The organism is Curtobacterium sp. MCSS17_005, assembly GCF_003234225.2.
Classification (GTDB): domain Bacteria; phylum Actinomycetota; class Actinomycetes; order Actinomycetales; family Microbacteriaceae; genus Curtobacterium; species Curtobacterium flaccumfaciens.
Genome location: NZ_CP126258.1, coordinates 3,029,202 through 3,050,130, shown reverse-complemented (window position 1 = coordinate 3,050,130; position 20,929 = coordinate 3,029,202). Strand labels below are relative to the sequence as shown.

Genomic DNA, 20,929 nt, shown 5'->3' with positions numbered 1-20,929 from the left:
GGTGATCGATCCACAGCTGCTTCGCGACAACCCGGACGTCATCAAGGCTTCACAGCAGGCGCGTGGCGCCTCCGTGGCCGTCGTCGACGAAGCCGTCGCCGCCGATTCCGCCCGCCGCAGTGCGATCACGTCGTTCGAGTCGCTCCGCGCCGAGCAGAACGCGTTCGGCAAGACCGTCGCCAAGGCTCCGAAGGACGAGAAGGCCGCACTCGTGCAGCAGGCCCAGGCCCTCGCCGCAAAGGTGAAGGAGGCGCAGGCCACCGTCACCGCGGCCGAGGACACCTTCAACACCGTCGTCCGCGGCATCCCGAACGTCGTGCTCCCCGGGGTGCCCGAGGGCGGCGAGGACGACTTCGTCACGCTCCGCACCGTCGGCACCAAGCCCGAGTTCGACTTCGAGCCGAAGGACCACGCCGACCTCGGTGAGCACCTCGGCATCATCGACATCCCGCGTGGCGTGAAGGTCTCCGGCTCGCGCTTCTACTTCCTGCGCGGCATGGGCGCCCGGCTCGAGATCGCGCTGATGTCGCTCGGCCTCGACCGTGCGATCGCCGCCGGCTTCGAGCCGCTCATCACCCCGACGCTCGTCCGCCCCGAGACGATGGCCGGCACCGGGTTCCTCGGCGAGCACGCGGCCGAGGTCTACCGGCTCGAAGCCGACGACCTGTACCTGACCGGCACGAGCGAGGTCGCCCTCGCCGGGTTCCACGCCGACGAGATCCTGCCGCTCGAAGACGGCCAGGCCCACCGCTACGCCGGCTGGTCGACCTGCTACCGGCGCGAGGCCGGTTCGGCGGGCAAGGACAACCGCGGCATCCTCCGCGTGCACCAGTTCAACAAGCTGGAGATGTTCGCCTACGTCCACCCGGACCAGGCCGAGGCCGAGCACGAGCGCCTCGTCTCCCACCAGGAGCAGATGCTCCAGGACCTCGGGCTCCACTACCGCGTGATCGACGTCGCCGCCGGTGACCTCGGCACGAGCGCGGCGAAGAAGTACGACATCGAGGCCTGGGTCCCGACGCAGGGCACGTTCCGCGAGCTCACCTCGACGTCGAACTGCACGACGTTCCAGGCCCGCCGTCTCGACATCCGGTACCGCACCGAGAGCGGCAAGACCGCTCCGGTCGCCACCCTGAACGGCACCCTCGCCACCACCCGCTGGATCGTCGCGATCCTCGAGACGCACCAGCAGGCCGACGGTTCCGTCGTCGTGCCGGAGGTCCTGCGCCCCTACCTCGGTGGCGTCGAGGTGATCGAGCCCCGATGAGCACCCAGGGACGGTTCGTGGACGGTACCGAGCAGGGCGCGGGCGCCGACGCGCCCGCCCGCACCAAGCGCTGGCTGGTCGCGCTCGACATCGACGGCACCACGATGCGCGAGGACGGTGTCATCACCGAGGCAGTCGTCGCCGCCGTCCGTGACGCCGAGGCCGCCGGCCACGAGGTGATGCTCTCCACCGGCCGCAGCGAGGGCATGACCGTGCCCCTGCTCGAGACCCTCGGCATCCGGCCGAAGTACCTGGTGTGCGCGAACGGTGCGCTCATCCTGGCCCGGCGCGCCGACGGCTCCTACGTGCGCGAACACGTCGAGCGGTTCGACCCGTCCGAGGTGCTGCAGACCATCCACGGCGCACTCGAGAACGCCGCGTTCGGCGTCGAGGACGAGACCGGTCACTTCCTGCTGTCGGGCAACTTCCCCGACGACACGATGACCGTCGCCGGCGAGCACGTGCCGTTCGAGCAGCTGCTCGGCGTCGAAGCCACCCGCGTCGTCGTCATCTCGCCCGGCCACGACACCGAGGACTTCCTGCAGATCGTCGAGCAGATGGGCCTGCACAAGGTCTCGTACTCCGTCGGCTGGACGTCGTGGCTCGACATCGCTCCCGAGGGCGTGACGAAGGCCACCGCGATGGAGCGCGTGCGCGAGTGGCTCGACATCCCGCGTTCCCGCGTCTTCGCCGCGGGCGACGGCCGCAACGACATCGACATGCTCCGCTGGGCCTCGACCTCCGGTCGCGGCGTCGTCATGGGCCAGGCCCCCGACGACGTCGTCGACGCCGGCAACGAGCTCACCGGCGGCATCACCGACGACGGCCTGGCAGCGGCGCTCGACTCCCTGCCCCGTTAGTCCGCGCTCGCGCGCACCCCAGCCTGGAGGCCCGGGTAGACTTCCCGGGACGCGATCACGTCTCGCCACGTGGTCGCGTCACTGGAGGGTTGTCCGAGCGGCCGATGGAGCCTGTCTTGAAAACAGGTGGGCAGAGATGTCTCGTGGGTTCGAATCCCACACCCTCCGCGATGGACACACGGTTGCGCCCACTCCGCCTCGACGACGCGGCCGTCCTGGCTGCGGTCATCACCGAGAACGCCGACCACCTGCGACCGTGGGAACCGGCGCGAGCGCCGTCGTACTACACGGAGTCCGGGCAGCGGGACGTCATCACGCAGGCCCTCGCCGCGCAGCGGGCCGGCAACGCGGTGCCGTTCGTCATCGAGTCGACCGACGGGGAACTCCTCGGCCGGATCACGCTGAGCGGCGTCGTCCGCGGCGCCCTGCAGTCGTGCGCGATGGGGTACTGGATCCGAGCCGACCGCACCCGCCAGGGCCACGCGTCCCGCGCTGTCCGCGCAGCGGCCGATCACGCCTTCGACGTGCTCCGTCTGCACCGCGTGCAGGCCGAGACCCTGCCCGAGAACGTCGGCTCGCAGCGCGCGCTCGAGTCCGCGGGCTTCACCCGGTACGGCTTCGCGCCGGAGTACATCAAGATCGACGGGGTCTGGCGCGACCACGTCATGTTCCAGCTCCTCGCGCCGACGCCGGCCTCGTGATCGAGGTCGTCGAGTACCGGTCGTCGTGGCCCGAGCGGTTCCGGCAGCTGCACGACGCCTACGCCGCCGCGCTCGACGACGCCGACGTGCCGTTCCGGAGCATCGAGCACGTGGGCAGCACATCCGTGCCGGGCTTGGCGGCGAAGCCCGTGCTCGACGTCGACGTCGTGGTGGACGCCGATGACGTGCCCGCCGCGGTGGCGGGGATGGCGACGATCGGCTTCGAGCCGCGCGGTGAACTGGGGGTTCCGGGGCGGCAGGCGTTCCGGGCTCCGGAGCGCTTCGCCCCGACGAACACCTACGTCGTCGCGGCCGGATCGCTCGCGCTGCGGAACCACCTCGCCGTCCGCGACGTGCTGCGTGCCGACCCGGCGCTCCGCGATGAGTACGCCGCCGTGAAACGCCGGGCAGCAGCCGAAGCCGAGGACATCGACGACTACATCGAGCGGAAGAGCGACGTGCTGAGCCGGATCCTCCACGCCGGTGGCCTGTCCGACGACGAGCGCGCCGCCATCACCGCCACGAACCGTCGGATCACCGGCCGCGGCGCAGCCGGTTGACCCGCCGCACTCACGGCACGAACGGGAGCGGGTACGGCATCAGGAGGTGGCCGTCGGTGAGGGGCATCAGCGCCATCATCCCGACCAGCGAGCTCGTGATCAGCGCGACCGCGGCGAACCACCATGCCGACCGGCGGTCGCGACGTGCCCTCCGGGCGGTCAGCAGCAGGACGCAGAAACCGATCACATGCGCGACCACCACCACCGGGAGGCCGAGGGACAGAGCGCCCTCGTTCGGGTGCGAGAAGTCGTCAGCTGAACGCCGGTTGTCGACGTCGGACGCCAGGTACAGCCAGAACCACGTGGCGAAGCCAGCGAACGTCCCGAGCGCTGCCGTCGCCCAGAAGACCGCAGCGCGCCCTGCCGATGCCCACCCGCTGCGCCGCTGACCCAACGCTTCCCCCGCCGTCATCGGGTCAGCGTACCGGCGGGGAGCGGGCAGTTGACCGGGGCGGGTGACGGTTCTGGTTCAGGAACACGGGTGTTCGCGAACCAGAACCGTCACCGCCCGAACGGGAACATGCCTCAGGCGCTTGCGAGCATCGGGTAGAGCGCGGTGAGCGGGGCGCTCAGGCCGGCACGGACGTCGCGGCTGACCTGGTCGGCGAGGACCTCGTGCTCGCCGGCCTCGACCGCGTCCCAGATCGACCGGACGATGTCGGCGGGGTCGGACTTCTCGACGTCGAGGTCGGCGATCATGCCGGTGTCGGTGTAGCCGAGGTGGGCGCCGACGACCTGGGTGCCCTGGGGTGCGAGCTCGAGGCGCAGGGAGTTCGTGATCGACCAGAACGCGGCCTTCGACGCCGAGTACGCGCCGGCGAGGGCGACCCAGCTCAGAGCGGAGTGCACGTCGATCAGTGCGCCGTTGGCGATCGAGGGGGCGAAGGCCTTGGCGACGCGGAGTGCACCGAAGACGTTGGTGGCGAAGATGCGCTCGACCTCTTCGACGGAGACGTCGACGAGCGGGTCGGAGCCGGCGATCCCGGCGTTGTTTACGACGACGGTCACGTCGGCTGCGGTGCGGGCCGCGGCGTCGACGCTCTCCTGGCTCGTGACGTCGAGGGCGAGCGGGACGATGCGCTCGTCGTCCCAGGTGCGGGGGTTGCGGGCGGTCGCGTAGACCTTGGTGGCGCCACGCTCCAGGGCCTGGCGGACGAACTCGGCGCCGAGGCCGCCGTTCGCTCCGGTGACGAGGACGACGGCGTTGGTGAGGTCGGTCATGAGTGCTCCAAAGATGAGAAGTTGAGTACGAAAACCGAACCTAGCACGTTGTGTCCGGAAATCGAACCCAGCTAGGATGAACGCATGCTCGGCATCCTCGGCGGCGACGAGCGCTGCCCCATCGCACGCTCCCTCGACGTCCTCGGCGAGAAGTGGACGCTCATGATCGTCCGCGACGCCGTCGGCGGCTCGACCCGCTTCAGCCAGTTCCAGCAGAGCCTCGGCGTCCCGCGCGAGGTCCTGACCGCACGGCTGACGTCACTCGTCGACGGCGGAGTGCTCGAGCGCACGACCTACAAGCCCGAGGGCGCCCGTGCCCGCGAGGAGTACGTCCTGACCGACGCCGGACGGGACCTGTCACTCGTGCTGCTCGCCCTCGGCGGCTGGGCCGACCGGCACCGGCCGTCCGAGCGGGCGTCGGACCTGCGCTTCGTCGACGCGGAGACCGGCGAGGCGGTCGAGGCTGCCGCCGTGACCGTGGATGCGCAGGAGCGCATCCCGACCGCGCGCCTCCGCGCCGTCATGGAGCCGGCGTCCTGAACGCGACCAGCTGACGGACAGGAGGCCCGTGGCGGCCCCGCCCCCGAACCTCCAGTCCGCTTTTGGGTGCGTCAGCGACGCACGTCGCACCCGCAACTCGCGCCGAGGACCAACTCGGCGGGGACCAGGTCGCGGTGCCACTGGTTGTCGGCGTCGAGGCCGAGCACACGGTCGACCGCGGCGACCGCCATCGTCTCGATCGGCTGCCGGACCGTGGTGAGCTGCGGGTTCGTGTAGTCCGCCTCGGCCGCGCCGTCGAACGACACGATCGCGACGTCCTCGGGGACGCGCAGACCGAGTTCCCACAGTGCGCGCATCACGCCGATCGCCTGCATGTCGGAGCTGACGAAGACGGCTCGGGGTCCGGTCTCGTCGGCGAACATGCGGAGGCCGGCTTCGTAGCCTCCGCGCCGGGTGAAGTCGGTGCGGACGATGGGGCCGTCGGGCAGGCCGGCTTGGCGCAGGGCACGCATCCAGCCCTGCTCGCGGAGCTCCATCGAGCCGGTGTGCCCCATCACGAGGCCGATCGAGCGGTAGCCGTGCTCGACCAGGTGCTGCGTGCCGTCGAGGGCACCACGCAGGGCGTCGACGCCGATGCTGGCGTACTCGGGGACCTCGAAGAACGTGTTGAGCAGGACCATCGGCAGACCGGGGTCGGTGACGGTCGACAGGTCCGGATGGGTCATGATGCTCGTCACGATGATGCCGTCGACCTGGCGGGCGGACAGGCTGCGGAGCCGTTCGCGTTCCTGGGTGGCGTCGCCGTCGCTGTTGGCGAGCAGGACGTCGTAGCCGCGTGCAGCGGCGGCGTGGGTGACGGCGACGGCGAGCTCGGACCAGAACGGGTTGTCGAGTTCGGGCACGATCAGGCCGAGCATCTTCGACGAACCGGTGCGCAGGGCCTGGGCGCTCGCGTTCGGGCGGTAGCCGAGGACGCGGATGGCCTCGCGCACCCGGGCGGCGGTGGCGGCGGCCACGGGGCGGGGTCCGTCGTGCACGACGTAGCTGACGACGGAGGTGCTGACCCCGGCGTAGCGGGCGACGTCCGCACGGGTGACCGCCCTGGGGTTCGTCGGGACGGTCACGGGTGCCACCTTCGTCGGGTCCGGGAGCGTCGTTCGGGTGCCGGCCCTCGACGGACCGGCACCCGAACGACACGTGTTACTCGGACGCGATCGTAGCCGACGACGTGCTGGCTGCTGATGTCGGTGCGCTCGTCGTGGCAGCGCTTGCCGTCTCGGGGGCGTCACCGAAGTCCGGCACGTCGAGGCGGGCGCCGCCCTGCAGCGCGGACTGGTGGGCGATGATGCCCGGCAGGGTGAAGCGCGCGGCGGTCCAGGCGTTCACCGGCGGCAGGGTCCGGTCGACGACGGCACGGACGAAGTCGTCGGCGAGGAACTGGTGGCTGCCCTCGTGCCCGGTCGGCACACCGTCGTACTCGTCGGGCAGGCGGTCGGTGTCGTGCACCTCGGCGTAGCCGGAGACGAACGCGTCGCGCAGGGACGGGTCGACGTCGGCCAGGCGCGGGTCGTCGAGGGACATCGTCGCCTGGGTGTCGATCTTGTCGCTGATGTCGTACGAGTCCTCCTTGTCCTGCCAGACGCTGGTCTTCGCGAGCTGCTCGAAGCTGGCCTCGGTGCCGAAGTAGCGGAAGCGCGACTCGCGGATGTGCGACGGGTAGCCGACGCGACGCATCTCGTTGATGCGCATGACCCCGCCGTTGTCGAGCTCGAACAGGGCGGTGGCGTTCGAGAAGTCGTTGTCGAACTGGCTGACGTCCTTGTCGAAGACGCCGTCGTCGCGGTCGTCCTTGACGCCGATGCAGCTGACGCTGACCGCGTGCCCGGGGATCGCACCGAGGACCCCGCCGACCGAGTGCGTCGGGTAGAGCATGGGCGGGTAGCTGGCGGTGCGCTTCCACTCGTCGCCCCCGCTGTACTGGTACGCGGCGTAGAAGCCGAGGTCCATGTCGTGCACGTAGTCGCCCTCGGCGTAGAACACCCGGCCGAAGGCGCCGGCGGCGACCTGCTTGCGGGCGAACACCGTCGCGGGGTTGTAGTAGCTCGTCTCGCCCATCATGTAGGTCAGGCCGGTTTCGCGGACCGCCTGGATGATGTCGCGGATCTCGTCGACGGAGATCGCCATCGGCACGGCGGAGTACACGTGCTTGCCGGCGCGCAGGGCCTTGACCACGAGCGGGCCGTGGGTCCAGCGCTGCGTGAAGATCGCGACGGCGTCGACGTCCGAGGCGAGGACGGCGTCGAAGTCCGGGAACGTGCCGTCGAGGTGCTGCGTCTCGACGAGTTCGGACGCGCGCTCGTCGACGAGGTCCGTGACGTAGACCCGGTCGACGTCGGGGTGGAGCTTGAACAGCTTGGCGAACTGGGGGGCGAACTGGCCCGCGCCGACCATTCCGACAGAGATCATCAGTGACCTTTCCAGGGTGTGGGATGCGTCGCCGAGCGGGTCGCTCCGATGCGATCGAGCGCCATCCTGACACACGCTGTCTACACGTGACAACCCCGGTCCACAGCCCGGAAATCGACTCTTGCCAGCGGTGGTCCCCACGTGTAGATTCCCGGCTCACGGACTGCTGCACATCAGTCCACCGCAGACGAAGGAGTCGCGATGGCAACCGAGAGCCCTGTGTCGTCACCCCTGACGACCGCCAGCACGAGACGGAGGAGTCGGTCCGCCGACCTCGCCCGTGCCCGCACCACCGCACCACGACGCCGCCCCAGGAACGACCTGTGGCTCGCGCTCGTCTTCATCGCCCCGGCAGCCGTCGGGTTCGCGGTGTTCCTCGCCTGGCCGACCGTGCGGGGCATCTACCTGAGCTTCACGTCGTACAACCTGCTCACCGAGCCCGAGTTCACCGGCCTGCAGAACTACGCCCGCCTGGTGCAGGACTCGATCTTCTGGCACTCGATGGTGGTGACCGTCGAGTACGTGCTCATCAACATCGTCATCCAGACCGTCGTCGCGCTGTTCATCGCCGTGATGATGCACCGCCTGACCAAGTCGACCTTCGTGCGTGGCATCGTGCTCGCGCCGTACCTGGTGTCGAACGTCGTCGCCGCCCTCGTCTGGCTCTGGATCCTCGACACCCAGCTCGGCATCGGCAACGAGATGCTCGCCGCACTCGGGCTCGACCGCATCCCGTTCCTGCAGAGCGACGTCTGGGGCATCCCCTCGATCGCGCTCATCAACGTCTGGCGGCACGTCGGCTACACGGCGCTGCTCATCTTCGCCGGCCTGCAGTCGCTGCCCGAGACCGTGTACGAGGCCGGACGCATCGACGGTGCGAGCGAGTGGAAGATGTTCTGGCGCATCACGGTGCCGCTGCTCCGCCCGATCCTGTCCCTGGTGCTGATCATCACCGTGATCGGGTCGTTCCAGGTGTTCGACACCGTCGCCGTCACCACGCAGGGCGGTCCCGCGAACGCCACGAACGTCGTGCAGAACTACATCTACAACCTGGCGTTCGGCCGGTTCCAGTTCGGCTACGCGTCCGCGGTCTCGGTCGCGCTCCTCATCGTCCTCAGCATCATCACGATCATCCAGTACCGCCTCACCCGCTCGGGTGAGTCCGACCTGGACTGAACGGAAGCGCCATGACCACGACACTCACCCGTTCCGTCACCACGTCCCGTCCGCCCCGGATGGGCGCCGGCCACCGTCGTCGCCCGTCGCTCGGCCGGGTGCTCGCCTGGGTCGCGATGATCCTCGTCATCGTCGTCACCCTGTTCCCGTTCTACTGGATCCTGCGCACCGCGCTGTCGTCGAACACCGCGATCAACTCCGACCCCACCTCGCTGCTGCCCGTCGGCTTCAGCCTGGGCGGGTTCGAGCGGGTCTTCGGCCTGCAGTCCACCGAAGAGGCGTTGGCGCAGGGCGGCTCCGGCGCCGCGCTGGACTTCTGGCGGTACCTGCTCAACTCGATCCTGGTGTCGACGCTCGTCACCGTCGGCCAGGTGTTCTTCTCGGCAGCGGCCGCCTACGCCTTCGCCCGGCTGCGCTGGCCCGGTCGCGACAAGGTGTTCGGGGTGTTCCTGGCCGGACTGATGGTCCCCGCGATCTTCACGCTGCTGCCGAACTTCACGCTCATCAAGCAGCTCGGGCTCGTCGACAACCTGCTCGGCATCGCCCTGCCGACGATGTTCATGACCCCGTTCGCGGTGTTCTTCCTGCGGCAGTTCTTCCTCGGCATCTCGAAGGAGGTCGAAGAGGCGGCCCTCATCGACGGCGCCGGCAAGGTCCGCGTGTTCTTCCGGCTCGTCATCCCGATGGCGGCGGCCCCGATCGCCACCCTCGCCGTGCTGACGTACATCACGAGCTGGAACGACTACTTCTGGCCGCTCATGGTGTCGTACACCGACAGCTCGCGGGTGCTGACCGTCGCGCTCGGCGTCTTCAAGTCGCAGACCCCGCAGTCCGGCACCGACTGGGCCGGGCTCATGGCCGCGACCCTGGTGGCGGCGCTCCCGATGATCCTGCTGTTCGGCGTCTTCGCCAAGCGGATCGTCAACTCCATCGGCTTCTCCGGGATCAAGTGACCCGGCTGTCGGACAGGACGAACACCATGACGAACCAACTGACCCGCCGCACGCTCTTCGCCGGCGGCGCCTCTGCCCTGGCCCTCGGCGCGCTCGCCGCGTGCTCGTCGCCCGGTCGCCGCACGACGAACCGGTCGGGTGCGCGCACCGTGAGCTACTGGCTCTGGGACGCCAACCAGCAGCCCGCGTACCAGGCCGTCGCCGACGCGTTCCACCGCGCGAACCCCGACATCACGGTCAAGATCACCCAGCTCGGGTGGAACGACTACTGGACCAAGCTCACCGCGGGCTTCATCGCCGGCACCGCGCCCGACGTCTTCACCGACCACCTGACGAAGTTCCCGCAGTACGCCGACCTCGACGTGCTCTACGGGCTCGACGAGCTCGACGCCACGAAGGGCATCCGTGACGACGACTACCAGTCCGGGCTCGCCGAACTGTGGAAGGGCCAGGACGGCCACCGCTACGGCTCCCCGAAGGACTGGGACACCGTGGCGATGTTCTACGACAAGAAGGCGATGGCGAAGGCCGGGGTCTCCGCCGAGGAGCTCGGGTCGCTCGCGTGGAACCCGGACGACGGCGGCACGTTCGAGCGGATGCTCGCGCGGCTGACGGTCGACTCGAAGGGCCGACACGGCGACGAGGACGGCTTCGACAAGGACGACGTCGCCGTCTACGGCATCTCGTCGAACGGCTCGGGCGGCGACGGCTTCGGCCAGACCCAGTGGTCGCCGTTCACCGGGTCGGTCGACTGGTTCTACACGAACGAGAACCCGTGGGGCGACAGGTTCCGCTACGACGAGCGGGTCGTGCAGGACACCCTCGCGTGGTACTACCGGCTGGCCGAGAAGGGCTACATGGTGAAGTACGGGGTGTTCTCCACCACGACCGGGCCCGAGGTCCAGCTCGGCGCCGGCAAGTGCGCGCTGTCGTTCAACGGCTCGTGGATGATCGGTTCGTACCTCGGCATGGAGGACCTCGACGTCGCGGTCGCCCCGACCCCGATCGGCCCGTCGGGTCACCGTGCGTCGATGTTCAACGGGCTCGGCGACTCGATCACGAAGCAGGCGAAGGACCCCGAGGCCGCCGCGAAGTGGGTGGCGTTCCTGGGCAGCGACGAGGCGCAGCGGATCGTCGGCGAGAGCGGCATCGTGTTCCCCGCTCGTCCCGCGGGCACCGAGGCCGCGGTGGCCTCGTTCCGGAAGCGTGGGCTGGACGTCTCGGCGTTCACCCGGCAGGTCGAGGAGGACACCACGTTCCTGTTCCCGGTCACGAAGAACCCCGCCGACGTGCAGGCCCTGCTGCAGCCCGCCTTCGACGACGTCTACGCGAACGGCAAGCCGATCTCGACGCTGACCGGGGTCAACGAACAGGTCAACAACCTGCTCGCCCTCACCTGATCGAAACCCGAAACCCGACACCCGACACCCCGCCCGTCGTCCGCATGCCGCACCCTCCGGTGCGGTGTGCGGACGACGCGTTGACCGTGCCGCCGACCACGACCCAGACTGCAGGGGATGACCTCCCTCACCTCCCTCGTCTACATGTCCGTCGCCGTCGACGACCTGACCGACGACCAGCTGGTCGCCATGCTGCGTGAGGCGCGGCTCCGCAACCACGCGCTCGGCGTCTCCGGGCTGCTGCTCGCCAAGGGCGGCCGCTTCATGCAGGTGCTCGAGGGTCCGGTCTGGAGCGTCGAGGACCGCTTCGCCGCGATCGAGCGCGACCCGCGGCACACCGGCGTGAAGTCGCTGTCGCGTGAGTCCATCAGCACGCGTCGGTTCGACGGCTGGGCGATGGCGTTCGGCAGCCCGACCGGGGACGAACTCCGTGACGAGCCCGGCTTCAGCACCTTCCTCAGCGACCGCACCGGTCTGCCGACCGGGGTGGCGGGCACGCCCGCCGACTGGCTGCTCCGCTGGTTCCGTGGGCGCGACCTGCAGGACCTGCCCGAGGAGCGCATCACGCTCGGCCGGCACGCGGCCTGAGACGCACCACCCCTCGGACTGGAGGCGCGGTGCGGGCCCGCCCCGTGCCTCCAGACCGACAGACTGGTCCCGTGGAACGACGTGAGCAGATCCTGGTGGCCGCGGCGGAGGAGTTCGACCGCGTCGGCTTCGCCGGCGCGACGATCGCGGGCATCGCCCGCACGGCGGGCGTCTCGCAGGGCACGCTCCACTTCCACTTCCCGACGAAGCTCGCCCTGGCGCTCGGCGTCATCGGCGAGCAGAACGCCCGCACCTTCGACGTCGTCAGCCACACCGACAGCTCGCCGGTCGCCGCGCTGATCGGGGCGTCGCACGGCATCGCCGACCTGCTCCGGACCGACCCGATCGTGCGGGCGGGGATCCGGTTGTCGCTGGAGCGCGGCGAGTTCCAGACCGCGACGCTGAGCTTCTACGAGCAGTGGATCGGCGGGATCGTCGACGTGTTCCGGTTGGCGGTCGCGAGCGGCGAACTCCGGACGGACCTGACCGCGGAGCAGCTCGGTTCGACGGTGGTGCCGTACTTCACGGGCGTGCAGCTCGTGTCCGACGTCCGGACGCGACGCACCGACCTGATGCCGGCCGTGGCGACCATGTGGCGCGTGGTGATCGCGGCGACGGCAGATCCGAAGCACCGCGACCGGCTGCTCGCCGTCGTCGAGGACGCGTTCGGCACCGACTGAACCGCTGGGTATGGCGCGGTCGGAGTGCGTCGCTGCCGGTGGGTCAGAGGTCGTGCAGCTCGCGGTCGCGGAACCACTTCAGCAGCCAGGCCGCACTGGTCCGGTCGAACGAGCGCGGGAAGTCCATCGTGCCGGACAGGAAGGGACTGAAGCCCTCCTCGGAGCGGAGGTCCGAGTCGTCGAGCGCGCGGTAGGCCATCGACCAGCCGTCGAACCGTCGGCGCTCGATGTCCTCGCGCACCAGCGACTTGACCTCGCCGTGACGTCGGTCCTTCGCGATCACGTCGTACCGGTCCTGCACGCTCCACGCGGGCCCCTCGAGCAGCTGCATGAAGCGGCCGCCCTTGGCGAGCAGGAGCCCGGAGACCCCGAGCGCTTCGTTGCGCAGCCGGGACTCCGCGAGCAGCACCGCCATGGCCTGGTCGTCGAAGGGGACGACGGCACGACTCATGTAGACGATGGAGACGAGCACTCCTCCATCCTGCTGGGTGCAGGCCCGTTGCGCGAAGTGGATGTCCGCAACGCGCCTGCGGATCAGCCCTGCGGATCAGCCCTGCGGCAGCTCGTGCGCGGTGACGTCCTCGTTGCGCTTCTTCCGCCACGGACGGGCCGGAGTGTTCGGGCCGTCCCAGACCAGGATCGCACCCCAGGCCGCGGCGATCAGCGGCACCGAGATGATCGCGCCGGTGATGCCGGCGAGGACGGTGCCGGCGGTCAGCCCGATCAGGATGACGAGGCCGTGCAGCTTGAGGGTGCGACCCATCAGGACCGGCTGCAGGAAGTTGCCCTCGAGCTGGTTCACGACGATCACGATGCCGACCACGATGAGCGCCTGCACCGGGCCGAGGGCCACGAGCGCGACGAGGGCCGCGAGGATACCCGCGGCGGTGGCACCGACGATCGGGATGAACGCGGTGATGAACACGATGACGGCCAACGGCAGGGCGAGGGGCACGCCGACGATCGCGATGCTGACGCCGATGCCGATCGCGTCGACGGCAGCAACGGTGGCGGTGCCGCGGACGTACCCGCCGAGGGTCGAGACGACCCGGTCGCCGACGCGACGAGCTCGGGCGTAGCGCTCACCGGTGAAGGGGCGGAGCAGGAACTCCCAGATGCTCGGGCCGTCCTTCAGGAAGAAGAACAGCACGACGATCATCAGGACGAGCCCGGTCAGGAAGTTCGCGGTGGCCGAGGCGCCGGCGAGGGCACCGGAGCCGAACTGCGCGCTCGTGACGAAGTCGGAGGCCCCGGCGACCGCGTCGTCGATCTGCTTGTCGGAGATCGAGAACGGCAGGGTCTTCGCGAACGTCTGCAGCTGCTGGAACCCGTCGACGGCGGACTTCTGCAGCTGTGCCCACTGGTTCTCGACCGCGACGACGATGAGCCAGCCGAGCAGGCCGAGGACCGCGAGGACGCCGATGAGCACCGCGAGGGTGGCCACCACCGACGGCACCCGGTGCTTGCGGAGCCACGACACCACGGGGTGCATGGCCGACGCGATGATGAGGGCGAGGAGCACGGGGATCGTGACGACGCTCAAGATGTTGCTCGCCCAGACGATGCCGGCGACGACCACCACGACGATGATGAGCTGCAGGCAGCGGGTCGCGAGGTGCCCGGCGGAGTCGGACCACGCGGCCTGGACCCTGGACGGCGGGGCTGGGGTGGTCGGGCGCGGAGCGTCGCGGAAGAACGGCATGCCCGAGACGCTACCGACCGGACGGCCGACGCGCCGCTTCCGCCGGCTCGATCGTCCGCCCAGTGTCCTGTCCCCGCGTCGCCGGCGCGACCAGGAACGCCGCGACCAGCAGGACGAGGGGCACGAGCATCGCCGTCTGCAGACCGAGGTGCTCCCCGACGAACCCGAGCAGCGGCGGCCCCACCAGGAACGCTATGTACCCGGCGGTGGCCACCACCGACACCCGGCGGTCGCCGTCGGTGGGGTGGTCGCCGGCGGCGGAGATCGACAGCGGGAACCCGAGCGCGATTCCCAGACCCCAGACGCCGGCGGCCGCCGCGGTGACGACCGGACTCGGTGACAGCACGACGAGCAGGACCCCCACCGCGCCGACCGCGGCACAGACCCGGACGACCGGGGCGCGTCCGAACCGGGCGACGAGCGGGGTGCCGGCCGCACGACCGATGAGCATGGCGAGGGCGAACCCGGTGAACACGAGGGACCCGACGGACTCGGGGGCGTCGTGGTCGGTGGTCATCAGCAGCGGGAGCCAGTCGCTCGCGGCCCCCTCGGCGAAGGCCATCGCCAGGGTGATCACGGCGATCATGGCGAGCTGCACGGTGAGGACGGAGCGGCGGGCTCCCCGACGGGTGCCGCGGGCAACAGCAGGCGCATCGGTCGGTGTCTCACGGGGCACCGGCCGCAGGTTCAGCGCCGCGAACCCCGCCAGCGCGGCCATCACCGCGGCGCCGACGAGCAGGTGCACCCGGACCGGGGTCCCCGCCGCCGTCATGGCGATGCCGACGACCCCACCGACCACACTGCCGAGGCTGAAGCACGCGTGCAACACCGGCACGACCGGTCGTCCGATCTGCCGTTCGACCGCGGCGGCCTCGACGTTCAGCCCGATCTCGGCGACTCCCGCCCCGAAGCCGATCAGGAACAGCCCGACCCAGACCCCGGCGGCGACCTGCGCCGGGGCGAGCAGCGCGACGAGCACCATGCCGACGACGGGCAGCGCGCCCCCGAGCAGGATGAGCGGGCGGTTGCCGGTCCGTCGCACCAGCGCCCCGGCGCCGAGGATCCCGATCATCGACCCGATCGACAGCCCGAGCAGGACGAGGCCCATCGCCTCGATCGAGGCTCCGAGCTCGTCGCGGATCGCGGGCGTCCGGGTGATCCACGTCGCGATCCCGAACCCGGTCACCGTCGACGTGGCGAAGAGTGCGAGTCGATGCCGCCCGGCCATGCCCCCATCTGATCGGTCCCCGGGCGGCCCGTCAAGGGCGGCCGCGTCCCGCGCTTAGGATCGGGCGCATGGCGACCGTCCTCCTCGTCCGTCACGGACGCACCACCGCGAACGCCACCGGCGTCCTGGCCGGACGCACCGCCGGCGTGCGACTCGATGCCGTCGGCCGCACCCAGGCCGAGCGGGCCGCGGAGCGCATCGCCGCGGTGCCCGTCGTCGCCGTGGTGTCGAGTCCGCTCGAGCGCTGCCGGCAGACCGCCCGTGCGATCCTGGACCGGCAGACCGGGTCACCCGCCTCGCTGATCGAGCGGGCCATCACCGAGGCCGACTACGGGCAGTGGCAGGGCCGGAAGCTCGCCGACCTGGCGAAGGAGCCCCTCTGGCGCACGGTGCAGGCGAACCCGAGCGCCGTCGTGTTCCCCGGCGGCGAGTCCATGCAGACGATGCAGTCCCGGGCCGTCGCGGCCGTCCGGCGCATCGACGCCGAGGTCGAGGCGGAGCACGGACCCGGCGCCGTCTGGGTCGCGGTGAGCCACGGCGACATCATCAAGAGCGTCCTCGCCGACGCGTTCGGCATGCACCTGGACCTGTTCCAGCGCATCGGCGTCGGCCCGGCCTCGGTGTCCGTCGTGCGCTACGGCGAGCACCGCCCCGAGGTCGTCGCGACGAACACCGAGTCCGGTGACCTGTCCTGGCTGCGCACCGCCCCGGCACCCAGCGGGGACGCCGCGGTCGGCGGCGGCGCAGGCCATCCGGAACCCGATGCGCACACCGGCACCGGGCGTCCGGCGCCCGACGCGCCCGCGGGTCCTGCCCGACCCTGAACGGCCGGAGCCGAGCGCTCCTACAATGCGGGTATGCCCACCATCGTCCACGGCTTCGACTGGCCGGACCGCCTCGTCGTCGGCACCATCGGCCGTCCGGGTGAGCGCGCCTTCTACATCCAGGCCCGCTCCGGTCGACGCGTCACCAGCGTCGCGCTCGAGAAGGAGCAGACCGCCGTGCTCGCCGACAAGATCGACGAGCTCCTCGACGAGGTCGCGACCGTCGACGACAACCGCTTCAGCGTGCCGCCGTCGGTGCCGGTCGAACTCCGCGACCCGGAGCCGCTCGACCAGCCCGTCGAGGCCGAGTTCCGCGCCGGAGCCCTGAGCCTGGGCTTCGACCCGGCCACCGCGCAGGTCGTCATCGAGGCGTACCCGATCGACGACGAGGTCGAGATCGTGTCCGAGGAGAGCGAGGACGGGATCGAGATCGAGGCCGTCGTCGAGATCCCCGAGCCCGCCGAGCTGTTCCAGGTGAAGATCCCGGTCGGCACCGCCCGGGCCTTCGTCGAGCGCACGCGTGAGGTCGTCGCCGCCGGTCGTCCGCCCGGCGACGCATGAGCGACGGCTCGCTCACCGTCCGGGCGCGCATCCGCGAGGCGTCCAACGCCACCTTCCTCGCGGAACTCGACGGTGCAACCGTCGTCTACAAGCCCATCGAGGGCGAGCGCCCGCTGTGGGACTTCCCGGACGGCACGCTCGCTGGCCGCGAGATCGCCGCACACCTGGTCTCCGAGGCGTTCGGCTGGGGCGTCGTCCCGCCCACGTGGATGGGTGACGGTCCGTTCGGGCCCGGCATGGTGCAGCGTTGGCAGGACGTCGACCCCGAGCAGGACGCCGTCGACCTGGTGACGCCGGAGCTCGCCGAGGCGGACGGTTCGCCCTGGCTGCCCGTGCTCGAGGCCATCGACGAACACGACCAGCCCGTGACGCTCGTGCACGAGGACTCCGAGGCGCTGCGCCGGATGGCCGTCTTCGACGTCGTCGTGAACAACGCCGACCGCAAGGGCGGGCACGTGCTCGCGATGCCCGACGGCCACCGCTTCGGCGTGGACCACGGGCTCACCTTCCACGTCGAGCACAAGCTCCGGACGGTCCTGTGGGGCTGGATCGGGGAGCCGCTCGGGCCGGACGAGCTCGAGGGACTCGACCGGGTGTCCGAAGCCCTGCGCGGTGGCCTCGGCGACGAGCTCGCCGAGCACCTGACGGACGAGGAGATCGACACGCTCCGGGCGCGCTGCGCGGCCCTGCGTGCCGTCGGGATCTTCCCGCCGCCGCCCGGTCACGGCCCCGCCGTGCCCTGGCCGCTGTTCTAGACGCACCCAGAGACGGACGGGAGGCCCGTGGCGGTCTCGCCACGGGCCTCCCGTCCGTCCCGTGTGGGGTTCAGAGCCCCCAGTCGTCGCGGAAGAGCGCGCCGCCGGCCCCCCGACGCGAGCCGAGGTACGAGCCGACCACGGCGACCCCGAGATCGTCGTTCTCCGGTGCCACGACGCTGCCGTCCACCCGCTTCGCCATGGCGTCGATGAACCGGGCGAGCCCCGGGTCCTCGCCGAGCCGGAAGAACGTCGTCTGGGCACCGAGGCGTCCGGCGTTCTCGAGCTCCCGCACGGTCAGCGCGATCGTCACCGGGTCGGGCGGGTAGTCGAACCAGACCTGCCCGTTCGGCTCGAGGTGCGACGTCGGCTCGCCGTCGGTGACGATGAGGAGCACCGGTTGGGCGGTCGGGTGCTTCCGGAAGTGCCGGTTGGCGAGCAGCAGGGCGTGGTGCAGGTTCGTGCCCTTGTCCCACATCGCGTCGAGACCGACGAGCTGTTCGACGTCCATCACCTCGGCTTCACGACCGAAGGCGATGAGCTGCAGGTCGTCGCCGCGGAACCGGGTCGACACCAGGGTGTGCAGCGCCAGGGCGGTGCGCTTCATCGGCACCCAGCGGTCCTCCATCGCCATCGAGAACGACGTGTCGACGAGCAGCGCGACGCAGGCCTGGGTGCGGGCCTCGGTCTCCTGCACCTCGACGTCCTCGATGCTCAGGCGTACGCCCGCACCCTGCCGCCCGCTGGCCGCCGTCCGCACGACGGCGTTCGTGATCGTCCGGGGGATGTCCCAGGGCTCGGTGTCACCGAACGCCCACTGCCGCGACGCCCCCGAGGGCTCGCCCGCGGCGCCCGAGCGACGGAGGTCCCGCGCTCCCTGGCGACCGGACATCCGCTGGGCGACGTCCTTGAGCAGGCTCTTGCCGAGCTGCCGCATCGCCTTCGGGGTGAGCCGGAGCTGCCCGTCAGCTCCGCGGCGCATCGCCCCGGAGTTCCGGAGCGCCTGCTCCAGGCGCTGCAGGGTCCTCGCGTCGACCGCCGCCTCGTCGCCGAGCTGCCGCGACAGCGCGTCGAGGTCCAGGTCGTCCAGCTCCGAGCCCGGGGCGGACTGGGCGAGCTGGTCGGCGAGGGCGTCGAGGTCCGCGATGTCCTGGAACACCCCGGTGCCGTCGCCCAGGCCGAGGCCCTGTTCACCGTCCATGCGTTCCGATCCGCCCCAGTCCTCGCCGGGACGCAGTGCGCGCAGGGTGCCGTCGAGCTGGGACAGCTGCCCCATCAGGTCGGGGGAGCCGAAGGCCTGCTGGGCGAGGGCGTCGAGTTCGTCCCGCTGCTCCTGGGTCATCGAGTTCCGCATGCGCTGCGCCGCGGCCGCGCGGGCCGCCAGGTCGTCGAGCAGCTCGTCGACGTTCGCGGGGTCCGACGGGAAGTACTCGCCGTGCTGGTCCATGAAGTCGTCGAACTGCTGCTGGGTGTCCTCGCCGCGGGCGTGCGCCTCGAGGAGCGCGTTGAGGTCCTGCATCATCGCGCTGACCGCGGCCCGGTCCTGGTCGGTGGCACCCTCGAGCGCCTGCTTCATGCCGGCGAAGCGCTGGTCGAGCACCTCGCGGCCGAGCAGGTCCTTGATCTCGTCGTACTTCTGGCGCGCGGTCGGGCTCGTCCAGTCGTAGTCACCGAGCTCCTGCACCGCGGCGGCGGGGGAGGGCGACAGGCTGTCGAGCTGCAGTTCGGCCAGGGCCCGGTCGCCGTCGTCGAGGTCGACGTTGCGGGCGAGCTCCCCGCGCTCGGCGAGCAGCGCCTGGTCGAGGAGCTCGCGCACCTGCTGCAGGGTGCCGTCGAGGTTGTTCCTGCTCGTCAGCTCACGGCGGCGCTCGGCCACCCGGCGGGCCAGGTCGTCGAGACCGCGCTGCGTCCGGCCGCCACGCCGCAGGAACTCCCGCATCGCGCGCTCGGGCGACGTGCCGCCCATCACGTCCTGCCCGATGGCGTCGAGCGCCTCGGCCAGGTCGACCGGGGCGGCGAGCGGGTCGGGTCCGTCGGTGTACCGGCCGTACCGGGTGTCGCGCGACAGGCGCCGGTTCTGCCTAGCCATAGACGGCTTCGCCCCCGCCGGACTCCTTGCTGATGCGCCGGGCCAGGAACAGGCCCTCGAGGGCGAGCTCGATCGCGCCGGCCCGTTCGCCGTCGTTCGTGGCACCCATCCGGTCGCACACCTGGTCGTACAGGTCGGACTCACCGATCGACGGGAGCCCTTCGAGGAACGCCCGGGCGCTGACCTGCTCGCCCGTGGTCACCATCGTGCCGCCGTCGAGCGCGTCCACGAGCACCGCGAAGTCGAGACCCGTGAACCGGGAGCGCACGGTCTCGGCGGTCGCGGTGCGGAGCAGGTGCTCGAGGACCTCGTCGGCCCGGTCCTCTTCGCCGTTCTCGAACTCGATCTTGCCGCCGAGGACGTCCACCGCGGTCTCGAGGTCGATCGGCCGCGCGACCGCCTCGTCCTCGCCCTGGCGAGCTGCGCGGTGCACCGCAGCAGCGGACACCGTCTCGGCACCGGCGATCGCGAACCGGGCGCTCACACCGCTGCGCTGGTCGACGGCGCTCGAACCACGAAGTGCCCGCGTGAACCGGGCGAGGATCTCGATCAGGGCATCGGGGACCTCGGCCGTCAGCTGGGCCTCCTGCCGGATGACGGCGATCTCGTCGTCGAGCTCGATCGGGTAGTGCGTGCGGATCTCGGCACCGAAGCGGTCCTTCAGCGGCGTGATGATCCGGCCGCGGTTCGTGTAGTCCTCTGGGTTCGCGCTCGCCACGACGAGCACGTCGAGCGGCAGCCGCAGCACGTAGCCGCGGATCTGGACGTCGCGCTCCTCCATCACGTTGAGCATCGCGACCTGGATGCGTTCGGCCAGGTCGGGCAGCTCGTTGATCGCGACGATGCCACGGTGCCCACGGGGGACGAGCCCGAAGTGGATGGTCTCCGGGTCGCCCAGACTGCGGCCCTCAGCGACCTTCATCGGGTCGACGTCACCGATCAGGTCGGCGACGCTCGTGTCCGGTGTCGCGAGCTTCTCGACGTAGCGGTCGTCGCGGTGCCGCCAGCTGATCGGCAGGGCGTCGCCGAGGTCGTCGGCGCGCCGGATGCTCGCGGTGGTGATCGGTTCGTACGGGTGCTCGCCGAGCTCGGAGCCGGTGATGACCGGTGTCCACTCGTCGAGCAGGCCCTGCAGGGTGCGGAGCAGGCGGGTCTTGCCCTGGCCGCGCTCGCCGAGCAGGACGACGTCGTGCCCGGCGATCAGGGCGCGTTCGAGCTGGGGGATGACGGTGGTCTCGAAGCCGTGCAGGCCGGGCCACGGATCGGTGCCCTGGCGCAGGGCGGTGAGCAGGTTGTCGCGGATCTCGGCGCGGACCGTCTTCTGGACGTGACCAGAGGTGCGGAGCTCGCCGACCGTGCGGATGTCAGGTCGGGTCACCTCTCCGACGCTACGCCGC

Annotated in this window: 22 protein-coding genes and 1 tRNA gene; 14 read left to right on the top strand and 9 right to left on the bottom strand. The window is 70.8% G+C overall.

What is annotated here, in order from left to right; all coding sequences use genetic code 11:
- The first annotated feature begins 1 nt into the window (after position 1).
- The 5 genes from serS (at position 2) to DEJ20_RS14515 (ending at position 3,388) form a co-directional block, all read left to right on the top strand.
- Positions 2-1,267, top strand: coding sequence for a serine--tRNA ligase (gene serS / locus DEJ20_RS14535; RefSeq protein WP_111235765.1), 1,266 nt, complete (start codon positions 2-4; stop codon positions 1,265-1,267).
- Positions 1,264-2,127, top strand: a complete 864-nt coding sequence (locus tag DEJ20_RS14530) for an HAD family hydrolase (protein ID WP_111235766.1) — start codon at positions 1,264-1,266, stop codon at positions 2,125-2,127. Before serS ends, DEJ20_RS14530 begins: the two co-directional genes overlap by 4 nt.
- Positions 2,128-2,210: 83 nt before the next feature.
- Positions 2,211-2,295: transfer RNA gene (locus tag DEJ20_RS14525), tRNA-Ser, on the top strand.
- A gap of 14 nt (positions 2,296-2,309) precedes the next feature.
- The gene (locus tag DEJ20_RS14520) at positions 2,310-2,828 is read left to right on the top strand and encodes a GNAT family N-acetyltransferase (protein ID WP_258377194.1); all 519 of its coding nucleotides are present in this window, start codon (positions 2,310-2,312) and stop codon (positions 2,826-2,828) included.
- Positions 2,825-3,388, top strand: a complete 564-nt coding sequence (locus DEJ20_RS14515) for a GrpB family protein (RefSeq protein ID WP_111235768.1) — start codon at positions 2,825-2,827, stop codon at positions 3,386-3,388. The genes DEJ20_RS14520 and DEJ20_RS14515 overlap by 4 nt, the downstream gene beginning before the upstream one ends.
- Before the next feature lie 10 nt (positions 3,389-3,398).
- Here the strand turns inward: DEJ20_RS14515 and DEJ20_RS14510 are convergent, their stop codons facing one another.
- Together DEJ20_RS14510 and DEJ20_RS14505 are read right to left on the bottom strand one after the other, a co-directional pair.
- Entirely contained in the window at positions 3,399-3,800 is a 402-nt protein-coding gene (locus DEJ20_RS14510; RefSeq protein ID WP_146245447.1) for a hypothetical protein, read from the bottom strand.
- A gap of 113 nt (positions 3,801-3,913) precedes the next feature.
- Positions 3,914-4,609: an SDR family oxidoreductase gene (locus tag DEJ20_RS14505; protein WP_111029862.1), complete on the bottom strand. Its 696-nt coding sequence runs from the start codon at positions 4,607-4,609 to the stop codon at positions 3,914-3,916.
- 84 nt (positions 4,610-4,693) lie between these two features.
- Here DEJ20_RS14505 and DEJ20_RS14500 point away from each other — a divergent pair, with 84 nt between their 5' ends.
- Positions 4,694-5,149, top strand: a complete 456-nt coding sequence (locus tag DEJ20_RS14500; RefSeq protein WP_111235770.1) for a winged helix-turn-helix transcriptional regulator — start codon at positions 4,694-4,696, stop codon at positions 5,147-5,149.
- Positions 5,150-5,220: 71 nt separating this feature from the next.
- On the opposite strand, the gene DEJ20_RS14495 is transcribed toward DEJ20_RS14500, so the two are convergent.
- Both DEJ20_RS14495 and DEJ20_RS14490 read right to left on the bottom strand, forming a co-directional pair.
- Positions 5,221-6,234 (bottom strand): LacI family DNA-binding transcriptional regulator, encoded by a 1,014-nt coding sequence (locus DEJ20_RS14495; protein ID WP_258377195.1) that lies wholly within the window; start codon positions 6,232-6,234, stop codon positions 5,221-5,223.
- 76 nt (positions 6,235-6,310) lie between these two features.
- Complete coding sequence (locus tag DEJ20_RS14490; protein WP_502866585.1) at positions 6,311-7,576, bottom strand: Gfo/Idh/MocA family protein; 1,266 nt, start codon at positions 7,574-7,576, stop codon at positions 6,311-6,313.
- Positions 7,577-7,777: 201 nt separating this feature from the next.
- Between DEJ20_RS14490 and DEJ20_RS14485 the strand changes: the two genes are divergently transcribed.
- From DEJ20_RS14485 to DEJ20_RS14465, 5 genes are all read left to right on the top strand, one after another.
- Complete coding sequence (locus tag DEJ20_RS14485) at positions 7,778-8,752, top strand: carbohydrate ABC transporter permease (RefSeq protein WP_228516654.1); 975 nt, start codon at positions 7,778-7,780, stop codon at positions 8,750-8,752.
- A gap of 11 nt (positions 8,753-8,763) precedes the next feature.
- Entirely contained in the window at positions 8,764-9,705 is a 942-nt protein-coding gene (locus DEJ20_RS14480; protein WP_171907877.1) for a carbohydrate ABC transporter permease, read from the top strand.
- A 26-nt stretch (positions 9,706-9,731) separates the two neighbouring features.
- Positions 9,732-11,105: an ABC transporter substrate-binding protein gene (locus DEJ20_RS14475; RefSeq protein WP_220035004.1), complete on the top strand. Its 1,374-nt coding sequence runs from the start codon at positions 9,732-9,734 to the stop codon at positions 11,103-11,105.
- 117 nt (positions 11,106-11,222) lie between these two features.
- Entirely contained in the window at positions 11,223-11,693 is a 471-nt protein-coding gene (locus DEJ20_RS14470) for a BLUF domain-containing protein (RefSeq protein ID WP_051596847.1), read from the top strand.
- A gap of 71 nt (positions 11,694-11,764) precedes the next feature.
- Positions 11,765-12,373 (top strand): ScbR family autoregulator-binding transcription factor, encoded by a 609-nt coding sequence (locus DEJ20_RS14465; protein WP_146245448.1) that lies wholly within the window; start codon positions 11,765-11,767, stop codon positions 12,371-12,373.
- Positions 12,374-12,416: 43 nt separating this feature from the next.
- Here the strand turns inward: DEJ20_RS14465 and DEJ20_RS14460 are convergent, their stop codons facing one another.
- From DEJ20_RS14460 to DEJ20_RS14450, 3 genes are all read right to left on the bottom strand, one after another.
- Positions 12,417-12,845 (bottom strand): BLUF domain-containing protein, encoded by a 429-nt coding sequence (locus DEJ20_RS14460; RefSeq protein ID WP_027466101.1) that lies wholly within the window; start codon positions 12,843-12,845, stop codon positions 12,417-12,419.
- A gap of 75 nt (positions 12,846-12,920) precedes the next feature.
- Positions 12,921-14,075 carry an AI-2E family transporter gene (locus DEJ20_RS14455; protein WP_111235775.1) on the bottom strand — a complete coding sequence of 385 codons (1,155 nt, stop codon included), beginning with the start codon at positions 14,073-14,075 and terminating at the stop codon, positions 12,921-12,923.
- 10 nt (positions 14,076-14,085) lie between these two features.
- A complete protein-coding gene (locus DEJ20_RS14450) occupies positions 14,086-15,303 on the bottom strand; it encodes an MFS transporter (RefSeq protein ID WP_111235776.1) in 1,218 nt (405 codons plus the stop codon).
- Between the two features lie 68 nt (positions 15,304-15,371).
- Here DEJ20_RS14450 and DEJ20_RS14445 point away from each other — a divergent pair, with 68 nt between their 5' ends.
- Genes DEJ20_RS14445 through DEJ20_RS14435 form a run of 3 tightly spaced genes read left to right on the top strand, consistent with a single transcriptional unit; the run spans position 15,372 to position 17,443 of the window.
- Positions 15,372-16,127: an MSMEG_4193 family putative phosphomutase gene (locus DEJ20_RS14445; protein WP_111235777.1), complete on the top strand. Its 756-nt coding sequence runs from the start codon at positions 15,372-15,374 to the stop codon at positions 16,125-16,127.
- A 33-nt stretch (positions 16,128-16,160) separates the two neighbouring features.
- Positions 16,161-16,688: a DUF3090 domain-containing protein gene (locus tag DEJ20_RS14440; protein ID WP_110892335.1), complete on the top strand. Its 528-nt coding sequence runs from the start codon at positions 16,161-16,163 to the stop codon at positions 16,686-16,688.
- On the top strand, positions 16,685-17,443 hold the full coding sequence (locus DEJ20_RS14435; RefSeq protein ID WP_111235778.1) for an SCO1664 family protein: 759 nt from the start codon (positions 16,685-16,687) through the stop codon (positions 17,441-17,443). Before DEJ20_RS14440 ends, DEJ20_RS14435 begins: the two co-directional genes overlap by 4 nt.
- Before the next feature lie 70 nt (positions 17,444-17,513).
- Here the strand turns inward: DEJ20_RS14435 and DEJ20_RS14430 are convergent, their stop codons facing one another.
- Together DEJ20_RS14430 and DEJ20_RS14425 are read right to left on the bottom strand one after the other, a co-directional pair.
- Positions 17,514-19,532 carry a vWA domain-containing protein gene (locus DEJ20_RS14430; protein ID WP_111235779.1) on the bottom strand — a complete coding sequence of 673 codons (2,019 nt, stop codon included), beginning with the start codon at positions 19,530-19,532 and terminating at the stop codon, positions 17,514-17,516.
- Positions 19,525-20,910: a MoxR family ATPase gene (locus tag DEJ20_RS14425; protein ID WP_111235780.1), complete on the bottom strand. Its 1,386-nt coding sequence runs from the start codon at positions 20,908-20,910 to the stop codon at positions 19,525-19,527. Before DEJ20_RS14425 ends, DEJ20_RS14430 begins: the two co-directional genes overlap by 8 nt.
- Positions 20,911-20,929: the final 19 nt, after the last annotated feature.

Excerpts from the sequence above, each read along its gene's own strand:
- DEJ20_RS14530 (WP_111235766.1), top strand. The coding sequence starts at position 1,264 with ATGAGCACCCAGGGACGGTTCGTGGACGGTACCGAGCAGGGCGCGGGC.
- DEJ20_RS14510 (WP_146245447.1), bottom strand. The coding sequence starts at position 3,800 with ATGACGGCGGGGGAAGCGTTGGGTCAGCGGCGCAGCGGGTGGGCATCG.
- DEJ20_RS14505 (WP_111029862.1), bottom strand. The coding sequence starts at position 4,609 with ATGACCGACCTCACCAACGCCGTCGTCCTCGTCACCGGAGCGAACGGC.
- DEJ20_RS14500 (WP_111235770.1), top strand. The coding sequence starts at position 4,694 with ATGCTCGGCATCCTCGGCGGCGACGAGCGCTGCCCCATCGCACGCTCC.
- DEJ20_RS14490 (WP_502866585.1), bottom strand. The coding sequence starts at position 7,576 with ATGATCTCTGTCGGAATGGTCGGCGCGGGCCAGTTCGCCCCCCAGTTC.
- DEJ20_RS14485 (WP_228516654.1), top strand. The coding sequence starts at position 7,778 with ATGGCAACCGAGAGCCCTGTGTCGTCACCCCTGACGACCGCCAGCACG.
- DEJ20_RS14480 (WP_171907877.1), top strand. The coding sequence starts at position 8,764 with ATGACCACGACACTCACCCGTTCCGTCACCACGTCCCGTCCGCCCCGG.
- DEJ20_RS14475 (WP_220035004.1), top strand. The coding sequence starts at position 9,732 with ATGACGAACCAACTGACCCGCCGCACGCTCTTCGCCGGCGGCGCCTCT.
- DEJ20_RS14470 (WP_051596847.1), top strand. The coding sequence starts at position 11,223 with ATGACCTCCCTCACCTCCCTCGTCTACATGTCCGTCGCCGTCGACGAC.
- DEJ20_RS14455 (WP_111235775.1), bottom strand. The coding sequence starts at position 14,075 with ATGCCGTTCTTCCGCGACGCTCCGCGCCCGACCACCCCAGCCCCGCCG.
- DEJ20_RS14450 (WP_111235776.1), bottom strand. The coding sequence starts at position 15,303 with ATGGCCGGGCGGCATCGACTCGCACTCTTCGCCACGTCGACGGTGACC.
- DEJ20_RS14445 (WP_111235777.1), top strand. The coding sequence starts at position 15,372 with ATGGCGACCGTCCTCCTCGTCCGTCACGGACGCACCACCGCGAACGCC.
- DEJ20_RS14440 (WP_110892335.1), top strand. The coding sequence starts at position 16,161 with ATGCCCACCATCGTCCACGGCTTCGACTGGCCGGACCGCCTCGTCGTC.
- DEJ20_RS14435 (WP_111235778.1), top strand. The coding sequence starts at position 16,685 with ATGAGCGACGGCTCGCTCACCGTCCGGGCGCGCATCCGCGAGGCGTCC.
- DEJ20_RS14430 (WP_111235779.1), bottom strand. The coding sequence starts at position 19,532 with ATGGCTAGGCAGAACCGGCGCCTGTCGCGCGACACCCGGTACGGCCGG.